Origin of the sequence: Streptosporangium sp. NPDC020072 (genome assembly GCF_040631445.1) — a bacterium.
Classification (GTDB): domain Bacteria; phylum Actinomycetota; class Actinomycetes; order Streptosporangiales; family Streptosporangiaceae; genus Streptosporangium.
The window spans coordinates 135353-152151 of record NZ_JBEYAB010000012.1; the positions used below are offsets into that span (position 1 = coordinate 135353).

The following is a 16799-nucleotide window of genomic DNA, read 5'->3' on the forward strand; positions in this document are numbered from 1 at the left end:
CCTTTCCCGCGCCGGAAACTAGAGGCGGTAGATGTGGTACACCTTCTGGAAGGTCTCGTGGACGGTCCAGGTACCGTTCCAGCCGACGGGGAAAACCGCGCTCGACCCGGGCGTGAGCTTGACGGGTTCGCCGCCGTCCTCCTGCACGGTCATGCTGCCGGAGATCACGTAGATGGACTCCTCCCGGTTGGGGTACTCCCAACGGGACGAGCCGGGCGCGCACTCCCAGGTGCCGATGATGAACTTCTTGTCCTCGCTCATGTGCAGGACGCGGTTGCGGGTGAGAATCTCGGCGGGCTCGATGGGCGTGGCACTCGGCGGTACGAGAGGCCGCTGCTTCGAGTCGCTCAGATCAAGGTCTTCGGGGCGAAAGTTCATCGTCATGGATCGCTCCTCACTTCGTCGGGATCGCCGGACGGCCCGGCCCCGGTCCTCGCCGGGGCCGACGGCGGCGGTGCTGCGTGAAGTCTTCCTTTGAATTCTATACTTGATATATCACATGTCAAATCTGGTGCGTATAAAGCGCGACGGTCGTCACCCGTGCGCCCCGCCGCCCGGCCCGCTGTCCCCGGCCTCCCAGGCGGTCGCGCGGGGGAGGTCGAGGACGCGTTCGAGCCAGGAGCCGCGGGCGGCCTTCGACGCCCGGCTGACCGTGGTTCCTGGAGCCTGCTCCGTGAAGCCGTGGAACGCCCCCGCCCAGATGTGCAGCTCGGCCTGGCCGCCGACCGCCCAGATGCGTGTCGCGTAGTCGACGGCCTCGTCACGGAAGACCTCGCAGGCGCCCGCGTCGATGTAGGCGGGCGGGAGGCCGGACAGGTCGGTCGCCCGCGACGGCGCGGCGTACGGGGACACCTCCGGGCCGCCCGCGTCGTCGCCCAGCAGGAAACGCCAGCCCCAGAGGTTGCTGTTACGGTCCCACCAGCCGATCCCGTCGTACTGGTGACTCGACGCCGTGGTGTTCCTGTCGTCGATCATCGGGCAGTACAGCCCCTGCCCGGCGATGGCGGGCCCACCCCGGTCACGCGCCAGCAGCGACACGCCCGCGGCGAGGCCGCCGCCCGCGCTGCGCCCCATCACGACGATCCGTCCGGGGTCGAAGCCCAGTTCGCCGGCGTGCTCGGAGACCCAGACGAGGCCCGCGTAGCAGTCCTCGACCGGCGCGGGATGCGGATGCTCGGGCGCGAGTCGGTACTCGACCGAGACCGCGACGAGCCCGTAGACGTCGACGAGCTCCACGAAGCTCTCCATGGACCAGAACCGGTTGCCCATGCACATCCCGCCGCCGTGGATGTTGTACAGCGCGGCCGACGTCGTGACCCCGCCCTTCGGGCGCAGGATCGAGACGGTGAGGTCGGGGGCTCCCGCCGGGCCCGGGATCACCCGGTCCTCGAACTCCACCGGACGGTCGCCGAGGATCTCCTCGATGGGCTTGGTCATCGACCCGCCGCCGTCGCGTCCCGCGCGTACGGTCTCCGGGCCGAGCGGCGGGCCCCCGCCGACGTGGAGCGCCTCGTAGGCGGGCAGAAGGTCGGGGTCGAACGGGACGGGTGTCACGGTCATCGGGATTCCTTCGGGTCTCGGGCAGGGGGAACGGCCGCGTCCTCGCGTCGGGGAAAACCGGCCTGCGAGGGGGGTCGTCCGAGGCTCGGCGCCCCTGGGCTCGCAGGCCCCGGTTCCGCGTCCGGCCGGGCGCGTGACGCCGTTTCGAGGGGAAAACAGCTTAGATACTAGATGTGATGTATCAATTCATCTATTATGTGATGGGGCGCCCGGGCCGGACGGCACACGCCGTCCGGCCCGGGAAACCGGGTCTAACGCGCCGGGTCGAACTCGGCGGGATAGACCGTCGTGCCGATCAGCCTGCCGAACCCGTCGAGCGTGAAATGGTCGAGGACCTGCCGCGATTCGTCGAGCCCGAACAGCACGCCCCGCGAACGGACGCTGCGGATGTCACGGTGGTCGGCGACCGTCACCGCCGCGCAGGGGAGCGCCTTCTCCCGCCAGGCGAACAGGAAGATGCCGGGGCGCAGTTCGTAGGCGGTGCACTCGTCGGTGTCCGCGAGCCCCTCCTCGGAACCGGCCAGGCACTGCCAGGCGTACTGCCGCGGTCCGAGGTAGATGTGCTCGTACACGCGGTCGTGGCCGTACTCCCACAGCACACGGCGGCCGGTGAGCGCGGTGGACGGCGCGGGCGGGAGCATGGTCGACTCGACGCCCTCGATCCGCGCCGTCGCGAAGCACTGCAGGACCCGGGGCCGGCCCGGTGAGGGATCGCCGGCCAGGGTGAGCACAGAAAGCGCGTGCCCGCTCGTGAAGTCGAGCGCGAGGCTCACGGACTCCGTCGGCGTCTGCGTGTGGCGGAACTGTACGTAGAAGAGATCGTCCGCGACCCGGAACGCGTCGTAGCGGCCCTCTCCTGAGGCCGAGACGTCGTCTCCGCGCCCCGGGCTACGCGTCCACGTGACGGTGTCCGCACCGAAACGGTGCGTGATGCGGGTGCCGTGGTCGTCGTAGAGCACGACCACGCGGCCGACGAGGGCGGGCGGCGGATCGGTTCTGGTGAGACCGATGTCCGCGGCCGCGAGGAGTCCGTGGATGGGTTGACGGATCGAGGCTTCGGAAAGGTCGCTGATCATGGTTCTCCTCACCGGAGGAAGACGGAGGCGAGGGTGAGCGAGGAGGCCACGGGCGCGGATGGGGCAGCGCCAGTGGCTCCCGCTCGGCTCATCGAGCTCGGTTTCGTCCGCGACGGCGGACTCTGGTCTGTAAGTAAGCGCGCGGCTGTACGCCGGTCGTCAGATGTAACGCTGGTTGTGTGGAGCGGGATGAACGAGACGGAGACGGCGCGGTGGGACCCGGCGAACGCCGTGGCGACGTGACCGATCCGCGCCTCTTGAACAGGATCGTTCAAGACTTACCTCCCTTGCCTCAAGGGCAAAGCTTGCCGATCCCATATGGCATCCCGCCAGGTTCGGTGCTGTCAAGGTGATTTGAGCGGGCACCGGATCGGGTGATCGCCGCACGTCCGGTGCCGACGGTGTGCTCCGGAGCGTGTCGGCGGCCGTCACAGCGGGGGGCGGAGCCGCTCACAGGCCTCGACGTACTCAGCGACGATCCGCTCGACGATCTCGGCCGCGGGGAGCACCGAGTGGATGAGCCCGGCGGACTGACCCGCCTCGGCCTTGCCCCAGGTGACGTCGCCGTACAGCGCGGCGTCCCGCAGCGTCGAGGCCTGGAACGCCTTGCCCCGCACGTCGATGTCCGCGTTGGACTCCTCAAGTTCGATCATTCGGGCGGTGAACTCGTTCGCGAGCGCGCGGGTGACGCCGAGCCCACGTCCGACGGCCCGGGTGCCGTCGACGGTCGCGGCGAGGACGGCGGCCTTGTAGTTCGGGTGGACACCCGCCTCGTGGCTGGCGAGGAACCGGGTGCCGAACTGCGCGGCGTCGGCCCCGAGGGCGAGCATCGCGGCGAGGCCCGCGCCGTCGGCGACGCCGCCGGAGGCGATGACGGGGACGCCGGGGACCGCGGTGACGACGGCGCGCACGAGGACCTGCGTGGTGACCATGGCGGGCGGCGGGTGGCCGCCCGCTTCCGCGCCGACGACGATCAGCCCGTCGACGCCCGCCGCAGCGGCCTTGTGGGCGTGCTCGATGCCCGCGACGACGTGCAGGCACGTGGTGCCGATGTCGCGGAAGCGATCGAGGTAGCGCTGCGTCCCGCCCTGGGCCGCGATCAGGATCGGCGGCCTGCGCCGGAGGAGGAGGTCGATCACCTCGTCGGCGCCCCGCCGGTAGAGGGGAAGGTTGACGGCCCACGGCCGGTCGGTCCCGGCGGCCATCTCGTCGAGTGTGCGCGTCAGGTCGGGGATCCGCATCGGGCCGGCGGCGACGACGCCGAGTCCACCGGCCCGGCTCACGGCGAGCGGCAGGGCGGAGTTGGACGAGGCCCAGGACATGCCGCCCTGGATGATCGGCAGGTCGATTCCGAGCAGGCGGGTGACGGAGGTGGAGATCACGCCCCCACCTCGCTGCGCTCCTGGTCGAGCAGCCCGCGCGCGTGGGCCGCGAGATGGTTCTTCTGCACCTTCGAGCTCGCGGTCATCCCGATGTCCTCGAACCCGTCCACGATGCGGAGATAACGGGGGACCTTGAACCCGGCGAGGTGCGTGCGGGACCAGCTGAGCAGTTCCTCCTCGGTGGCGTCGCCGGACTCGGTGAGCACGACGAACGCGAAGGGAACCTCGATCAACCGCTCGTCGGGGACCCCGACCACGGCGGCCTGGTGGACGCCGGGGTGACGGTGCAGGGCGTCCTCGATGTCGGCGGGCGCGACGTTCTCCCCGCCGACCCTGATGATGTCCTTCGTGCGTCCGACGAAGTGCAGCCGCCCGGCCTCGTCGAGGACGCCGATGTCGCCGGTGAACAGCCACCCGTCGGAGTCGATGGTCGCGGCGGTCTGCTTGGCGTCGTCGAGGTAGCCCCGCATGACGTTCCAGCCGCGGACGAGGATCGAACCCGGCTCGCCGGGGGCGCAGTCACGACTGCCGTCGAGGGCGCGGATGCGGACCTCGACACCCGGCTGGACGCGCATCGCGCCGGAGGCCCGTACGGCCTCGTCCTCCCACCAGGCGGACAGCGCGACGTTGGGGGAGGCCTCGGACAGGCCGTAGGCGGCGACACACTCGGTGGCGCCGAGTTCGTCGATCACGCGCCGGATCACGGTGGAGGACGCCGCGACCCAGGCTCCCCGCAGGTACAGCGTCCGCCGGGCGCGGTCGGGGTGGTTGAGCAGCATCAGCGCGATGGTGTCGTTGCCGGAGAAGTGCGTGCACCGTTCCGCCTCGAACAGGCGCAGCGCCTCGGCGGGCTCGAAACGGGCCATGGTCACCAGGGTGGTGGCGTGCTGGATCGACGCGAGCACCGAGAGCGTGCTCCCCGCGACGTGGAAGAACGGCCGCGCGCTGTGGTAGCGATCGCCCGGGCGCAGACCGAGGCGTACCCCGGCGAAGAAGGCGTCGGCGCACATGCTGCGGTGGGTGAGCAGCACGCCCTTGGGCCGCGAGGTGGTGCCGGAGGTGTACTGGACCAGCAGGACGTCGTCCGGGTCGGCGGCGGGCGGTACGGTGCCCACCTCGCTCCCCGCCTCGACGAAGTCCGACCACGCGGTCCCCCATTCGGGGACGTTTTCGCCGAGTACGACGACCGACCTGAGCTCGGGCAGGGCCGGGCAGGCCGGGGTCCCGTCGTGACCGATGCCGATCTCGCGCAGCATCGTGATGAAGTCAACGCGCAGGACCCGGTCGGCCACGAACAGGGTGGAGATGCGGGCGTGGTGCAGCGTGTACTCCACCTCACCGGCGGTGAACCGGGTGTTCACCGGGACGGTGACGGCTCCGACGCTCCCGAGGGCGACGAACAGGGCGACCCAGCGTGGCTCGTTGCCGAGGCAGACGCCGACCCGGTCACCGTGCCCGATGCCGGCGGCGGTGAGGGCCGCGCGGATGCGGGCGACCTCCTCGGCCAGTTCGGCGTAGGTGATCCGTTCTTCGGCGGTGACCACCGCCTCGACGTCGGGAGCGAGCAACGCGGCGCGGTCCAGCGCTTCGTGCGCGGTGACAGGACACGCCGTTCTGAGGTCCATCAAGCTTCCTCCGTCCCGGAGTCGGTGCGCCGGACCTGTGGTCCGCCCGGGGCGACGTACGCGCAGACAGTGATCGCGTCGGTCATCGAGCCACCTCCTCGTGCTGGCTCTAGGAGTACGCAAATCTGTTGACGTTGTCAACACTCTAGGGATCGTTTGTGTGGTCGCGTTCCTGGTGCTCCATGTCCAGTGCGAGGTCGGCGAGCTTGTCGAGCGCCCGCACCAGCACCTTTTGCTCCTCCGGGGACAGGACGGCGAGGAACGTCGCGTCGCGCTCGTTCGCCGCGTGTATGAGGCCGCGGTAGACCTCCACGCCCGTCTCGGTGAGCGCCAGCTGGGACGTCCGCCCCGACCCCGCGGTCCGGTTGACCAGACCCCGCTCCGTCAGCTTGGTCACAATGCGGCTCATCTGCGCTTTGTCCAGGCCGGCGCGCCTGGCCAACCGGTTCAGGGTGAGTGTCGGATCGGACGCGATCAGGGCGATCGCCCGCCACTCGCCGAGGGTGACGTCGAACTCGCGGCGGTAGCGCAGGGCCGCGCTGCGGGAGAGGGCCGCCGATGTGCGTGACAGGCGATAAGACAGCAGCTCGGCTATGGGGACGAGATTCCTGACGTTCGCGCGCTCGGACATGGGGAGATCGTAGTAGGCGAGGGCTCGGTGTTGCATCATCAACAACCAGGTCCATCGAGGGTGATCGTCACGGCCGTGCAGGCAGCCTCCTCCACCGGCCGTCCGCCCTTCGCCGGTGCCCTCGCCTCCCTGGCCCTCGCGACGCACGTCGCCGGGGGTCCCTCGTGAGGCCAAGGCCGACAGCGGCCGCACACTATGACGCACCGAGGGGCTTGTGGCAAGACCCGGGTCGTGCCGCAGAATCTCCGACCGAAGTGAGAACCCACGGAAATGAGGAGAGTCATGACCTCGGCTGAGGAGCGGTACCGCAAGCGTCGTGTTGAGGTCGATGGGCTTGAAATGGCATACGTCGAGGAGGGAGAAGGCGATCCGATCCTCTTTCTTCACGGCAACCCGACGTCGTCGTACGTATGGCGGAACGTAATCCCGTACCTGGCGGGCAAAGGGCGCTGCATAGCCCCGGACCTGATCGGGATGGGCGATTCCGCGAAACTTCCGGCCAGCGGGCCGGGCTCATACCGCTTCGTCGAGCATCGCCGTTATCTCGACGCGTTCCTTCAGGCCCTCGGTGTGCGTGAGCGGGTGGTCCTGGTGCTGCAGGACTGGGGTTCGGCCCTGGGTTTCGACTGGGCGTACCGCCACCCTTCCGCACTCCGGGGAATCGCCTACATGGAGGCGTTCGTGGCTCCGATCCCCTCGTGGAGCGACTGGCCGGAGCCTGCGATCGCGCTCTTCCAGGCGATCCGCTCCACTGTGGGTGAGGAGATGGTCCTCGACCGGAACTTCTTCGTCGACGAGGTCTTGCCCGCAGAGGTGCTGCGAGGACTGTCGGAGGCGGAGATGGCCGTCTACCGTCGCCCCTACACGGAACCGGGCGAGTCACGCCGGCCGACGCTGACCTGGCCTCGCGAGGTTCCCGTCGCGGGCGAACCACGCGATGTTCACGACGTCATCACGCGTTACGCGGAGTGGCTCGCCGAGTCCTCGGTTCCCAAGCTGTTCATCGAGGCGGTTCCAGGAACGATGTTCGAAACGCACCGGGCCGTTGCCCGGTCATGGCCGAATCAGGCACACATCACGATCACGGGTGGCCACATGGTTCAGGAAGACGCTCCCGACCAAATCGGGGCGGCCATTGTCTCCTGGCTGCGAGATCTCTCCTGAAAGGGACCACAGAACCCGGACTCGCCTTCACCCTTGGAACGGGAGACGGGAACCGAACCCGCGCTGTCGGCTCGGGAATCTCTCATCGCGTCTGGTTACCGAGCTGGTGACCGTGATTCCCTGTGGTCACTTCTTTGACGGATACGCAACGGGCATGCCGTCCGGACCGGTAGGTCTTCCCCGAACCGGAGCGGTACCGGTCGAATGCGATGTCAGTGGCCGTGTGCCGCCGCCGCAGCACTCAGCGATAGGAGGTACGGCGCCGCCTCCTCAAGTGAGGGGAAGCATTCGTCCGCCTTGGCCAGCTCGCCGGGAGCGTGAGTGGTGGCCACGGCGATCACCGTGCACCCCGCCGCCTTCCCGGCGGCCACCCCGTGTGGGGCGTCCTCGATCACGACGCAGTCGACCGGATCGATCAGGAGAAGTTCGGCGGCCTTGAGATAGCCCTCGGGATGAGGCTTCGACCGTTCGACGTCCTCGCCGTAGATCTGCACCGGGGGCAACGGAAGCGAGGCGAGCCGGAAGCGCCGGTGAACGGGGGTTCGGCTGCCCGAGGTGACCAGTGCCCAGGGCCGCCGGTCCAGCTCGCCCAGCAGGGCCGCAGCCCCGGGCGCCGCCGGGAAGGCGTCGCCCTCCTCGACCATCAACCGGTTCAACACCCCGCGCTCAGCGGCGGGGTCGAGGTCGGGGGCGACATCGCGGACGGTGTCCTCAGGCCGACGGCCGTGAGTGAGGCTCCACACCAGGTCTCCGTCCAGCCCGCGCATGCGCGACCAGGCGTCCCAGATCCGGCGATGCGTCGCGGTGGAATCGAGCAACACCCCGTCGACATCGAACAGCAAAGCCTTGATCGCCATGGGACGGAGGATGCCACAGACGGCCGGGACGACAGTAGACGAAGGAATGTCGCTCTCGTCCTGGACGGCCCGGCACGGCGGTGCTCCTCATCGGTGCCGCGAGGGGGTGTCTGCCAGGACGCGTTCCAGGGTGCGTCGGCCCATCCGGCTCATGACCGGGTTGGTTTCCAGGTAGTACCAGACAAGTCCCATCGCCTGTGCGAAGGCCCACGCTCTGCCTCGCTCCCATTCGAGGTCGTCACACCTGAGGTCCAGGCGGAGCGCCTGGCGCGGCCCGGCCTCAAGCAGATGCCAGGCGCTCACGAGATCCAGAGCGGGGTCGGCCGGGCCGAAGCCGCCGACGTCGAGAATCCCGGCCAGCCGACCGGCGGACACAAGCACGTTGCCGGGGATGAGATCGCTGTGGTTCATCACGTCGCCCGCTTCGCGGGGGAGGCTCCGAAGGTTCTCCCACATCCGGCGAAGCCGGCGAACGTCCAGGAGCTGTTCACTGTTCCTGAAACAGGTCTCCATCCACGCGTCGTGGGACCGGAGGTCGCCTCCCCGGCCTTTGCCGGAGAACGTACGGCCACGCGTGTCGATCGCGCGCAGGTCATTGATGAGATCAGCCAGGTCGTGGGCGAACGCGACTGATTCGCCCGGGTCCTCCTCGGTGGCCACGACGCCGGGCAGCCATGTCTGCACCGACCATGGAAGCGGGTATCCCGCACCGGGTTCGCCGAGCGCCACCGGCTCGGGCGTGGGAAACCGCGTGCGACCCACCAGCTCGCGGGCCGCCTCCGCCTCGGCCTCCAGCAGGCGCCGCGTCGAGTCGACCTCTCCGGGCTGCAGAGGGAACCGGGCTGCGAAGCGGTCGCCGATGCGGAAGATGGCGTTGACCGTCCCATGGTGGGTGACGCCCGTGACAGGAAGGCCCCGCCACTCAGGGAACTGCTCATCCACCAACGTGCGCGCTGTCTCCGGTGACACCGTCAGCTGATCGGCGTGCATCTTCACGTCGGCAGCCTCCCGCGCCTCAGCCCGCCCCCGCAACGCGTTTCCGGCCCCGCAGGACCGCTTCGACCCATGCCGCCAACCATAAGACCGAACAGACCGATGTCCATGCCCATGACCTGGGCCTTCCCTTTCAGAGCGGGCAACGAGAGTTGAACCCGCGCTGTCAGCTCGGGAGGTCCCTGTCGCGGCTGGGCGCTGAGCTGCGGGAGCGAGATGAGCGGCCGTGATCCCCCTTGATCACCCTCCTGACGGGCACGACTGAGATGCTGTCGGTCATGAGCGAGATCATCAGGCGGATGACGTTCCCCTTCAGCGATGGAAGGTTTCCGTCCGAGCTTGGGGCTGTCGTGCAGCGCACGGTCATCAGCGGGGAGTTGCCGGCGCTCATTGTGATCCATGACGATGACGGTGATTGGCTGATCGGGGACGACGTAACCGATGCGAGCGACCCCGAGGCCTCGGTCATCAGCCATGTTCGTCACCTGGTGGAGAGTGACCCCAGCATCGAGGAGACCGTCGGCCTGCCCTATGGGTACGCGGCTCGAAGGTCGTCGCCATCGGCCCCATGGGTGATCGAGAAGTGGAGCTACGCGGATGAGGACTAGCAGTTCGTGAGGTGATGTCCTTATCCACTGCCGCCGGTTGTCGTCTGGCCGCTTGTGCGATGCCCGGTGGTCTGGGGTCGAGGTATGAAGCTCCCCTGGCCCTGTATGGAGATCAGCCACCGCCAGGCGATCGTGAGGAGGTGCTTCACCTCAACCGGCCCCTTACTCGGGCAGATCCAGTCCATGAGCCCTGAGCGCCTTACGAGCCCGCTGGAGACATTCTTCCGCCGAGTGGGCATCGGCTCGCACGGCCCATCGGTCGTCTTGAGGTCCGCCACTTGCATGAAAGGTCCAAGGGCGAACACCTTCGCGCTCGGCGTCCACTCTGATCAGGGCGTTCACATCGCGCTCCAGAAGCCAACCGAGCATTGTGATCGCGTCCATCCGGGCAGCATACGGTTCTCGGTGGTGTGTCGCAGGGTCGGCGAGCGCGTTAGGTACGGCGGCGCGGTGTGCCGTCGCTGTGATTTTCACAGGGACAATTCGGCAACCTGTTTCTAGAGTGGTGGATATTTCCTTTACGGCAAAGGAGTTGACTCAGGTGGATCTCGGAGCGGTGCAGGTAGTCACGCTGGGAGCGGCATGCCTGATCGCCGGGATCGGCGTCTACGCGCTGGTGACCAACCGGTTGCCGCGCCTGCCTTTCTTCCGCGCCGCCCGTTATGCGCCTCGACGTTACGGATGGGGAGTTCTGCTGATAGCGGCCTTCGGGTTCACCTCGACGCTGGGTTCGGACGCGATGGAGCCGGGCTCGTGGCAGGACCTGGCATTACTCGTACTGTCGTGTGGATTTCTCGTGTCAGGAACAGGGCTGGTGATGTTCTCAGCGAAGCGACCCCGGCGGTCTTCCTGAAATCCGCTGCGTCGGTCCGGCAGCTCCGGCTGGCGTTCGTGGAATTCTTGGACGAGGACTTCGCGGAGGTCGCCGATGAGGGCCGGGCGTCGGTTCCGGCGGTGGTGCCGTTCCCACCCGGTTGGCACGAACTGGAAGGCATCTGCCCGATCGGCCGGACCTCTGGCTTCTCCTGTCAGCCACCCGGGCGGTGGAGGCCTGACCTGAGGGAGGGACCAGACGCGGCTTCGGTCCGGAGGGATCGTGCGAGAGACCGGGCAAGGACCCGCCGGTGGTCGCCTGTGGCCTCGCGGGCGAACGAATCTCAGGTACCTCTCAAGACCTGCCGGACAGTCGCTGGGCCCGCTGAGTGTAGGCGCGGGCGAAGTTCGCCGAGGCCATCCGCTCGGCCTGGGTGAACCACCCGTGGACAGCCTCCGGAGCCAGTGAGGGGAGCGTCAGCGCGGCCTGCTGCAGCCGGTCCAGCGCGGCGTTGGCACGGCGGCGTACGGCGGCGAGGTCGACTCCGGTGAGCCTGCCGTGCAGTTTGCGGGTCCGACCGGCGACGAGCACGGTGGAGACGTCCGCGGCGGTGGACTGGAGGACGACGGAGCCGATCGGGTGGCTGGAGCGGACGAGGTCCATGCGAGGGGCCACGACGATGAGGTCGGCCTGCTTGCCGGGTGTGAGGGAGCCGGTGAGCGCGCCGATGCCGAGGGCGTCCGCGCCGTTGCGGGTGGCCCAGTCGAGCGCGTCGCGCACGCCGAGACCGACGCGGACGGGCATGGTGCCGGTGCGGTGCACGGCGTCGTGGTCGAGGCAGCGCTGGAACTGCAGGCCGAGCCGCATCTGGGAGAACAGGTCGCCCGAGCCGACGCAGACGATGTCGGTGCTGATCGCGGGGGTGAGGCCGTGATCGAGGGCGGCGCGGAAAGGCGGGTGGCCCATGCCCATCTGCATTTCGGTCTCGGGGGCGATGGTGACCTTGCCCCCGGTCTCGGCGAGGAGCCTCCATTCCTGATCGGTCAGGGCCGGGCAGTGGATGTGCAGGTGGCCGGGGAGCAGCAGGTCGTGGTCGTGCAGCTCGCGCAGGCCACGCAGCAGGATGGAACCGGTGGCGGCGCCGGTGTGGGAGGCGCCGAGGACGTCCAGGTCGCGGGCGGTGCGGATCTCCTCGGCGGTCTGCTCGAAGGGCAGGATGCCGAAGTCGCTGTAGAGCAGGCCCATCCGTCCCAGGCCGTCGGTGGCGAAGTGCTCCGCGCGCAGGCGGTGGGCGTCGCGCAGCCGGTCGGCGTGGCCGGCGAAGACGGGAGGCTGGAAGTCGAAGGCCTGCATGCCGTACGCGTAGACGAACCGGATCCCGGACGCCTTCAGCGACTCCACGGCCGCGTCGGCGTGCTCGGGGCTGTTCACGCAGTCGCAGCAGTCGAGGATGGTTGTGACACCGGCGTCGAGTGCCTCCAGGGCGCCCACCTGCGCGGCGGCGCCGAGGTCGGCGGCGGTGACGAGCGAGCCGATGCCGTAGAAGGTGGAGGCGAGGAACTCCAGGAGCGACTGGTCGGCTGAGTGGCCGCGCAGCAGCGCCATCCAGGTGTGCCGGTGGCTGTCGATCATGCCGGGCAGGACGAAGCCGCCCGCGGCGTCGATGCGCTCGGCGTCGACGTGGGCGAACTCCTCGGCCGTGCGGCCGACCGCGGCGATCCGGTCGCCCTCGACCAGGACGGCTCCGCCGGGCAGGTCGCCCAGGGCGTCGTCCATGGTGATCACATGTCCGCCGGTGATCAGTGTGCGGTTCATCGTGTACGGCTCCGCGGCTCGAACGGGTCGGGTGACGGTCCGATGGTGGCCGCGGGGGAGTGAGGTGCGCCAATGCCGCTTAGGCGGTCAGGTATGCCGATTCGGAGGTATCTCGTCCTGGTTATGGCTCGCGACGGAAAGCGTATTGGACAACGTCAGGCGGGCGGCGCAGGATGGCGGCAGAGGTATCCTAAAGTGGATCCAATTTTCGGCCCTGGTGGGAGTGGACATGGGCAGATGTCACGTCCACGACGTAGTCCGTGGTCACCGGCTCGTAACCCGGCAGATCCACGGCCCAGGTGACCTCGACCGGCGGTGCGAGCGTGCCGTTCGCCGAGAGGGGCACGGTGATCCCCAGCCCCGCCGCGGCGTCGGCCAGCGGCCCGAAGCGGTGCCAGGGGTCGGCGTCGGTGATCAGCCCGATCGCGGAGCTGAGGACGTGCAACTCCTGCACCCGCCGCGCCCGCGCGCCGTCCCGGCGCCGCATCGCCTCCAGGAAGGCCCGGTCGAGCTCGACGGCGAAGGCCGGAATGCGGCGGCTGCGGTAATAGAAGCGCTGCAGCCGCGACAGCCGCAGATACAGGTCATGGGCGATCTTGGACAGAGTGGGTCCGAAGGTCGCCTCGTGCAGGGCGTGGAAGGCGGCGTGGTCGCGGTGGAAGTCGCGTGGCTCCTGCGGCCTGTCGCGCATCAGCGCCGACAGCTCAGCCATCCGGGTCAGCGACTCCTCCGAGATCTCCCGGGCCGCCCGGGGCACCATCGGCGCCTGCAACATGAGCAGCGCGGCGTAGAGTTCCTCGGCCTCGTCAAGATCGAGTCCGGCGACGGTGACGCCGTGGTTGGCCCGGGAGAGCACGAACCCCTCAGCCTCCAGCATCCGCAGCGCCTCGCGCAGCGGGGTACGGCCCACACCGAGCCGCTCGCCGAGCTCGCGCTGGGTGAGCCGCTGACCGGGCAGGATGCGCCCGCTGAGGATCAGCTCCCGGAGCTCCTCGTGCACGAGTGCGACCGCGTCACCCGCTCGCGACCTGTCAGATGTATCCACCTTTGGATCATATCTTCGAGTCAGTGAGGAGCCCGAGATCGACCTACTCAACGGACGGCTGAAGCTCCGTCACCTCATCGTGGTGGTGGCCATAGCCGAGCAGGGCAGCGTGGTTCGGGCCGCCCACCACCTGCGCCTGGCCCAGCCCGCCGTGACCCGCTGCCTGCGCGAGCTCGAACGCATCCTGGACGTGGAGCTGTTCGTCCGTGGGCCGCGCGGGGTGCGCCCGACCTTCTACGGCGAGGCGTTCCTGGAGCACGCCCGGGCCGCGCTGGCCGAGCTGCGGCGGGCAGGGGAGCGGATCACCGACCTCGCCGACGGGCGCCTGGGCACCGTCCGGGTCGGCACCTTGCTGGCCGGCTCCAGCCAGCTCCTGCCCCGGGCGATCGCCGACCTCAAACGGGCGTATCCGGCAGTCACCGTGGTGGTGTCGGAGGCGACCTTCGACAAACAGGTGCTACGGCTGCTCGCCGGGGAGCTCGATCTGATCGTGGGCAGGCTCACTCCGCTCGACGGCCTGGGCGGTCTGCGGCAGATCCGGCTCTACAGCGAGGCGATGCGGCTGGTCGCCCGCCGTGACCACCCCGTGCGCGGGCGGGCGGGACTGGGCCTGAAGGACCTGCTCGACTACCCGTGGATCCTGCCGCTGGCGCAGACCGCCCTGCGCCAGGAGGTGGAGCGGGCCTTCGGCGCCGAGGACCTCGACCTGCCCGCGGACGTGGTCGAGTGCACCTCGATCCTCACCGTGCGCACTCTCGTGCGGGAGACCGACATGATCGCCGTACTGCCGGAGCTGGTCGCCGCCGCCGACGGCGACCTCGCGCCGCTCGCCGTACCGCTGGAGGGGATCCGGCGGGCGGTGGGCGTCACCGTCCCGCAGGAGAGGTCGTTGACGCCGGCGGCCGGGCTGCTGCTCGGCTTCCTGCGCGAACGCGCCTCCACGCTGGAACCGGTGGCCGACGGGGATCAGAACAGGTTTAGCAGGGCACGGGTGAACGTGGAATCCGCGTCGGCGAGGTCCAGGATGACGTCGTAGTGGTGTCGTTGGGTGCGGACGAGCGGGCGTGGATCGAACAGGCCACCGACCGGGAGCACCGCGCGGACGACCGACGGCGGCAGGCTGGCCGCCACCCGCGGCACCCGGACGCTCCCCAGCCGGTCGGCGAGTTCCGGCGCCGCCCAGCCGCCGTGCGAGGTGGAGACAGGCACCAGCCGCTGAGCGGAGGCAGCGTCGGGCAGGCGGAGCCGGTGACGTCGTGGTCAAGGGCGGTCAGGGTGTTCACGGCTCCCAGCGTCCTGCGTGGCCCCCGCTCGCCGCCAATACCGTTTCGAGCCGCCGGTATACCCTGGCCGACCATCGCACTCTGGGCATATGCCACGAGCGAACCGGTATTAGCGGCCCTGTCCGGTCGGCTGGAAGATTCTGGCCACCGTCCCTCCGACACAGGAGCCCAGCCAGATGAGCGAACACGTGCTGACCGCGATCCGCGACCTGTTGCCCGTCCTCAGAGAACGCGCGCAGGCGGCCGAGGACGCCCGCGTGGTTCCCGCGGAATCGATCAAGGAGCTGCGCGAGGCGGGCTTCTTCCGTCTACTGCAGCCCGTGCGCTTCGGCGGACACGAGGCCGATCCGGTGACCTTCTACACCGCGGTGCGCATGATCGCCGGCGCCTGCGGCTCCACCGGCTGGGTCGCCTCGGTGCTCGGCGCCCACGCGTGGCACGTCGCCACCTTCCCGGCCGCGGCGCAGGAGGAGATCTGGGGACGCGACCCCGCCGCCCTGGTCTCCTCCGCGTACGCGCCCGTCGGCCGGGCCACCGTCGTCGACGGCGGCTACCGCCTTTCGGGCACGTGGAACTTCTCCTCGGGGGTGGACCACGCCACCGCCGCCATCCTCGGAGCCCTGATCACGGGCGAGGACGGCAGGCCCACCGACTGGGTGGCCTTCCTGGTGCCGCGCGAGGACTACACCGTCCGCGACGTCTGGCGCACCGTGGGCCTGCGCGGCACGGGCAGCAACGACGTGGTGGTCGAGGACGTCTTCGTTCCCGCGCACCGCGTGCTCAGCTTCGCCGACTCCTTCCGCTGCGTCTGTCCGGGGCAGGAGGTGAACCCGAGCCCGCTGTACCGCATCCCGCTCTACTCGCTGATGACCACCACGATCGCCACCCCGCTGGTCGGCATGGCCACCGGCGCCTACGAGGCGCACGTGGCGCACCAGCGGCAGCGCGTGCGGGTGTTCGTGGGGGAGAAGGTGAAGGACGACCCGTTCGCGAAGGTCCGCGTCGCCCGCGCGGCCAGCGAGGTGGACGCCGCATGGCTGCAGCTCACCCGCAACATCACCGAGGTCTACGACACCGCGCGGCGCGGCGAGCCGATCCCCACCGCTCTGCGGCTGCGGCTGCGCCGCGACCAGGTACGGGCCTCCGAACGGTGCATCGCGGCCGTGGACCAGCTCTTCGAGAACTCCGGGGCGGGAGCGCTCGCCGAGGGCACTCCGATCCAGCGGTTCTGGCGCGACGCGCACGCGGCACGGGTACACGTCGCCAACGACCCGGAGGCGGCGCTCAAGCTCTTCGGCGACGGGGAGTTCGGCGAGGACGTCACGGTGGGCATGTTGTGAACCCCTCGCTCTTCCGGCAGGTCCTGGGCCACTTCTGCACGGGCGTGACCGTCGTCGCGACCATGCGGGACGAGCGGCCGGTGGGCTTCGCCTGCCAGTCCTTCGCCGCGCTCTCGCTCGACCCGCCGCTCGTGCTGTTCTGCCCGGCCAGGTCGTCAGGAACCTGGCCGGACGTCGAACGGTCAGGCCGCTTCGCCGTCAGCGTGCTGGCCCACGACCAGCGCGAGACCAGCACGCTGTTCGGACGGGGCGGTGCGGACCGCTTCTCCAGCACCCCCTGGCGGCGCTCGCCCAGCGGCTCGCCACTGCTGGAAGGGGCGCTTGCCTGGGTGGACTGCTCGCTGGAGGCCGTGTACGAGGCAGGCGACCACTACATCGCCGTGGGCCGGGTGCACGACCTGGGCGCCGGTCCGGGCGAGCGGCCCCTGCTGTTCTACCGGGGCGGATACACCGTCACCGAGCCCCCGGCGTCGCCCGCCGGAGCCCAGGAGGGCTTCCTCACCTGGGCCAGGCCGGGAGACTGGTGCTGATCCACCGGCGAAGCCCCGGTCGATTCGAGGTGTAGAGAAAGGGCCGGACCACCCCCGCCTGCGCAGGGACGACCGG

Annotated in this window: 17 protein-coding genes; 6 read left to right on the forward strand and 11 right to left on the reverse strand. The window is 69.5% G+C overall.

The genetic code is table 11. The features are described from left to right. Positions 1–18 precede the first annotated feature (18 nt). From ABZ470_RS27800 to ABZ470_RS27825, 6 genes are all read right to left on the reverse strand, one after another. Positions 19–384, reverse strand: coding sequence for a cupin domain-containing protein (locus tag ABZ470_RS27800; RefSeq protein ID WP_352014556.1), 366 nt, complete (start codon positions 382–384; stop codon positions 19–21). 150 nt (positions 385–534) lie between these two features. Next, entirely contained in the window at positions 535–1560 is a 1026-nt protein-coding gene (locus tag ABZ470_RS27805; RefSeq protein ID WP_362915014.1) for an alpha/beta hydrolase, read from the reverse strand. A gap of 251 nt (positions 1561–1811) precedes the next feature. Beyond that, entirely contained in the window at positions 1812–2636 is an 825-nt protein-coding gene (locus ABZ470_RS27810; protein WP_362915016.1) for a MoaF C-terminal domain-containing protein, read from the reverse strand. A gap of 428 nt (positions 2637–3064) precedes the next feature. After that, complete coding sequence (locus ABZ470_RS27815) at positions 3065–4018, reverse strand: nitronate monooxygenase (protein WP_352014559.1); 954 nt, start codon at positions 4016–4018, stop codon at positions 3065–3067. Then, positions 4015–5643: an AMP-binding protein gene (locus ABZ470_RS27820; protein ID WP_362915018.1), complete on the reverse strand. Its 1629-nt coding sequence runs from the start codon at positions 5641–5643 to the stop codon at positions 4015–4017. The genes ABZ470_RS27815 and ABZ470_RS27820 overlap by 4 nt, the downstream gene beginning before the upstream one ends. Positions 5644–5788: 145 nt before the next feature. Next, positions 5789–6274, reverse strand: coding sequence for a MarR family transcriptional regulator (locus tag ABZ470_RS27825; protein ID WP_352014561.1), 486 nt, complete (start codon positions 6272–6274; stop codon positions 5789–5791). A 282-nt stretch (positions 6275–6556) separates the two neighbouring features. Here ABZ470_RS27825 and ABZ470_RS27830 point away from each other — a divergent pair, with 282 nt between their 5' ends. After that, positions 6557–7438: a haloalkane dehalogenase gene (locus ABZ470_RS27830; RefSeq protein WP_362915020.1), complete on the forward strand. Its 882-nt coding sequence runs from the start codon at positions 6557–6559 to the stop codon at positions 7436–7438. A 212-nt stretch (positions 7439–7650) separates the two neighbouring features. On the opposite strand, the gene ABZ470_RS27835 is transcribed toward ABZ470_RS27830, so the two are convergent. Both ABZ470_RS27835 and ABZ470_RS27840 read right to left on the reverse strand, forming a co-directional pair. Continuing rightward, positions 7651–8295: an HAD-IA family hydrolase gene (locus tag ABZ470_RS27835; RefSeq protein ID WP_362915022.1), complete on the reverse strand. Its 645-nt coding sequence runs from the start codon at positions 8293–8295 to the stop codon at positions 7651–7653. Positions 8296–8382: 87 nt separating this feature from the next. Continuing rightward, positions 8383–9285 carry an aminoglycoside phosphotransferase family protein gene (locus tag ABZ470_RS27840; RefSeq protein ID WP_362915248.1) on the reverse strand — a complete coding sequence of 301 codons (903 nt, stop codon included), beginning with the start codon at positions 9283–9285 and terminating at the stop codon, positions 8383–8385. A gap of 281 nt (positions 9286–9566) precedes the next feature. Here ABZ470_RS27840 and ABZ470_RS27845 point away from each other — a divergent pair, with 281 nt between their 5' ends. Further along, positions 9567–9896 (forward strand): hypothetical protein, encoded by a 330-nt coding sequence (locus ABZ470_RS27845; protein WP_362915024.1) that lies wholly within the window; start codon positions 9567–9569, stop codon positions 9894–9896. Positions 9897–10437: 541 nt separating this feature from the next. Then, positions 10438–10749: a hypothetical protein gene (locus ABZ470_RS27850; RefSeq protein ID WP_362915026.1), complete on the forward strand. Its 312-nt coding sequence runs from the start codon at positions 10438–10440 to the stop codon at positions 10747–10749. 315 nt (positions 10750–11064) lie between these two features. On the opposite strand, the gene ABZ470_RS27855 is transcribed toward ABZ470_RS27850, so the two are convergent. Then, positions 11065–12525 carry an amidohydrolase family protein gene (locus ABZ470_RS27855; protein WP_362915028.1) on the reverse strand — a complete coding sequence of 487 codons (1461 nt, stop codon included), beginning with the start codon at positions 12523–12525 and terminating at the stop codon, positions 11065–11067. A 190-nt stretch (positions 12526–12715) separates the two neighbouring features. Further along, positions 12716–13570 carry a GntR family transcriptional regulator gene (locus tag ABZ470_RS27860; protein WP_362915030.1) on the reverse strand — a complete coding sequence of 285 codons (855 nt, stop codon included), beginning with the start codon at positions 13568–13570 and terminating at the stop codon, positions 12716–12718. A gap of 58 nt (positions 13571–13628) precedes the next feature. On the opposite strand from ABZ470_RS27860, the gene ABZ470_RS27865 reads away from it, so the two are divergent. Beyond that, a complete protein-coding gene (locus ABZ470_RS27865; RefSeq protein WP_352014746.1) occupies positions 13629–14606 on the forward strand; it encodes a LysR substrate-binding domain-containing protein in 978 nt (325 codons plus the stop codon). Here ABZ470_RS27865 and ABZ470_RS27870 read toward each other — a convergent pair. After that, a complete protein-coding gene (locus ABZ470_RS27870; RefSeq protein WP_362915032.1) occupies positions 14537–14779 on the reverse strand; it encodes a hypothetical protein in 243 nt (80 codons plus the stop codon). The two genes, ABZ470_RS27865 and ABZ470_RS27870, sit on opposite strands and share 70 nt — an antisense overlap. Before the next feature lie 250 nt (positions 14780–15029). Here ABZ470_RS27870 and hsaA point away from each other — a divergent pair, with 250 nt between their 5' ends. Beyond that, a complete protein-coding gene (gene hsaA / locus ABZ470_RS27875) occupies positions 15030–16193 on the forward strand; it encodes a 3-hydroxy-9,10-secoandrosta-1,3,5(10)-triene-9,17-dione monooxygenase oxygenase subunit (RefSeq protein ID WP_362915034.1) in 1164 nt (387 codons plus the stop codon). Further along, positions 16190–16723, forward strand: coding sequence for a 3-hydroxy-9,10-secoandrosta-1,3,5(10)-triene-9,17-dione monooxygenase reductase subunit (gene hsaB, locus ABZ470_RS27880; RefSeq protein WP_362779863.1), 534 nt, complete (start codon positions 16190–16192; stop codon positions 16721–16723). The genes hsaA and hsaB overlap by 4 nt, the downstream gene beginning before the upstream one ends. Positions 16724–16799: the final 76 nt, after the last annotated feature.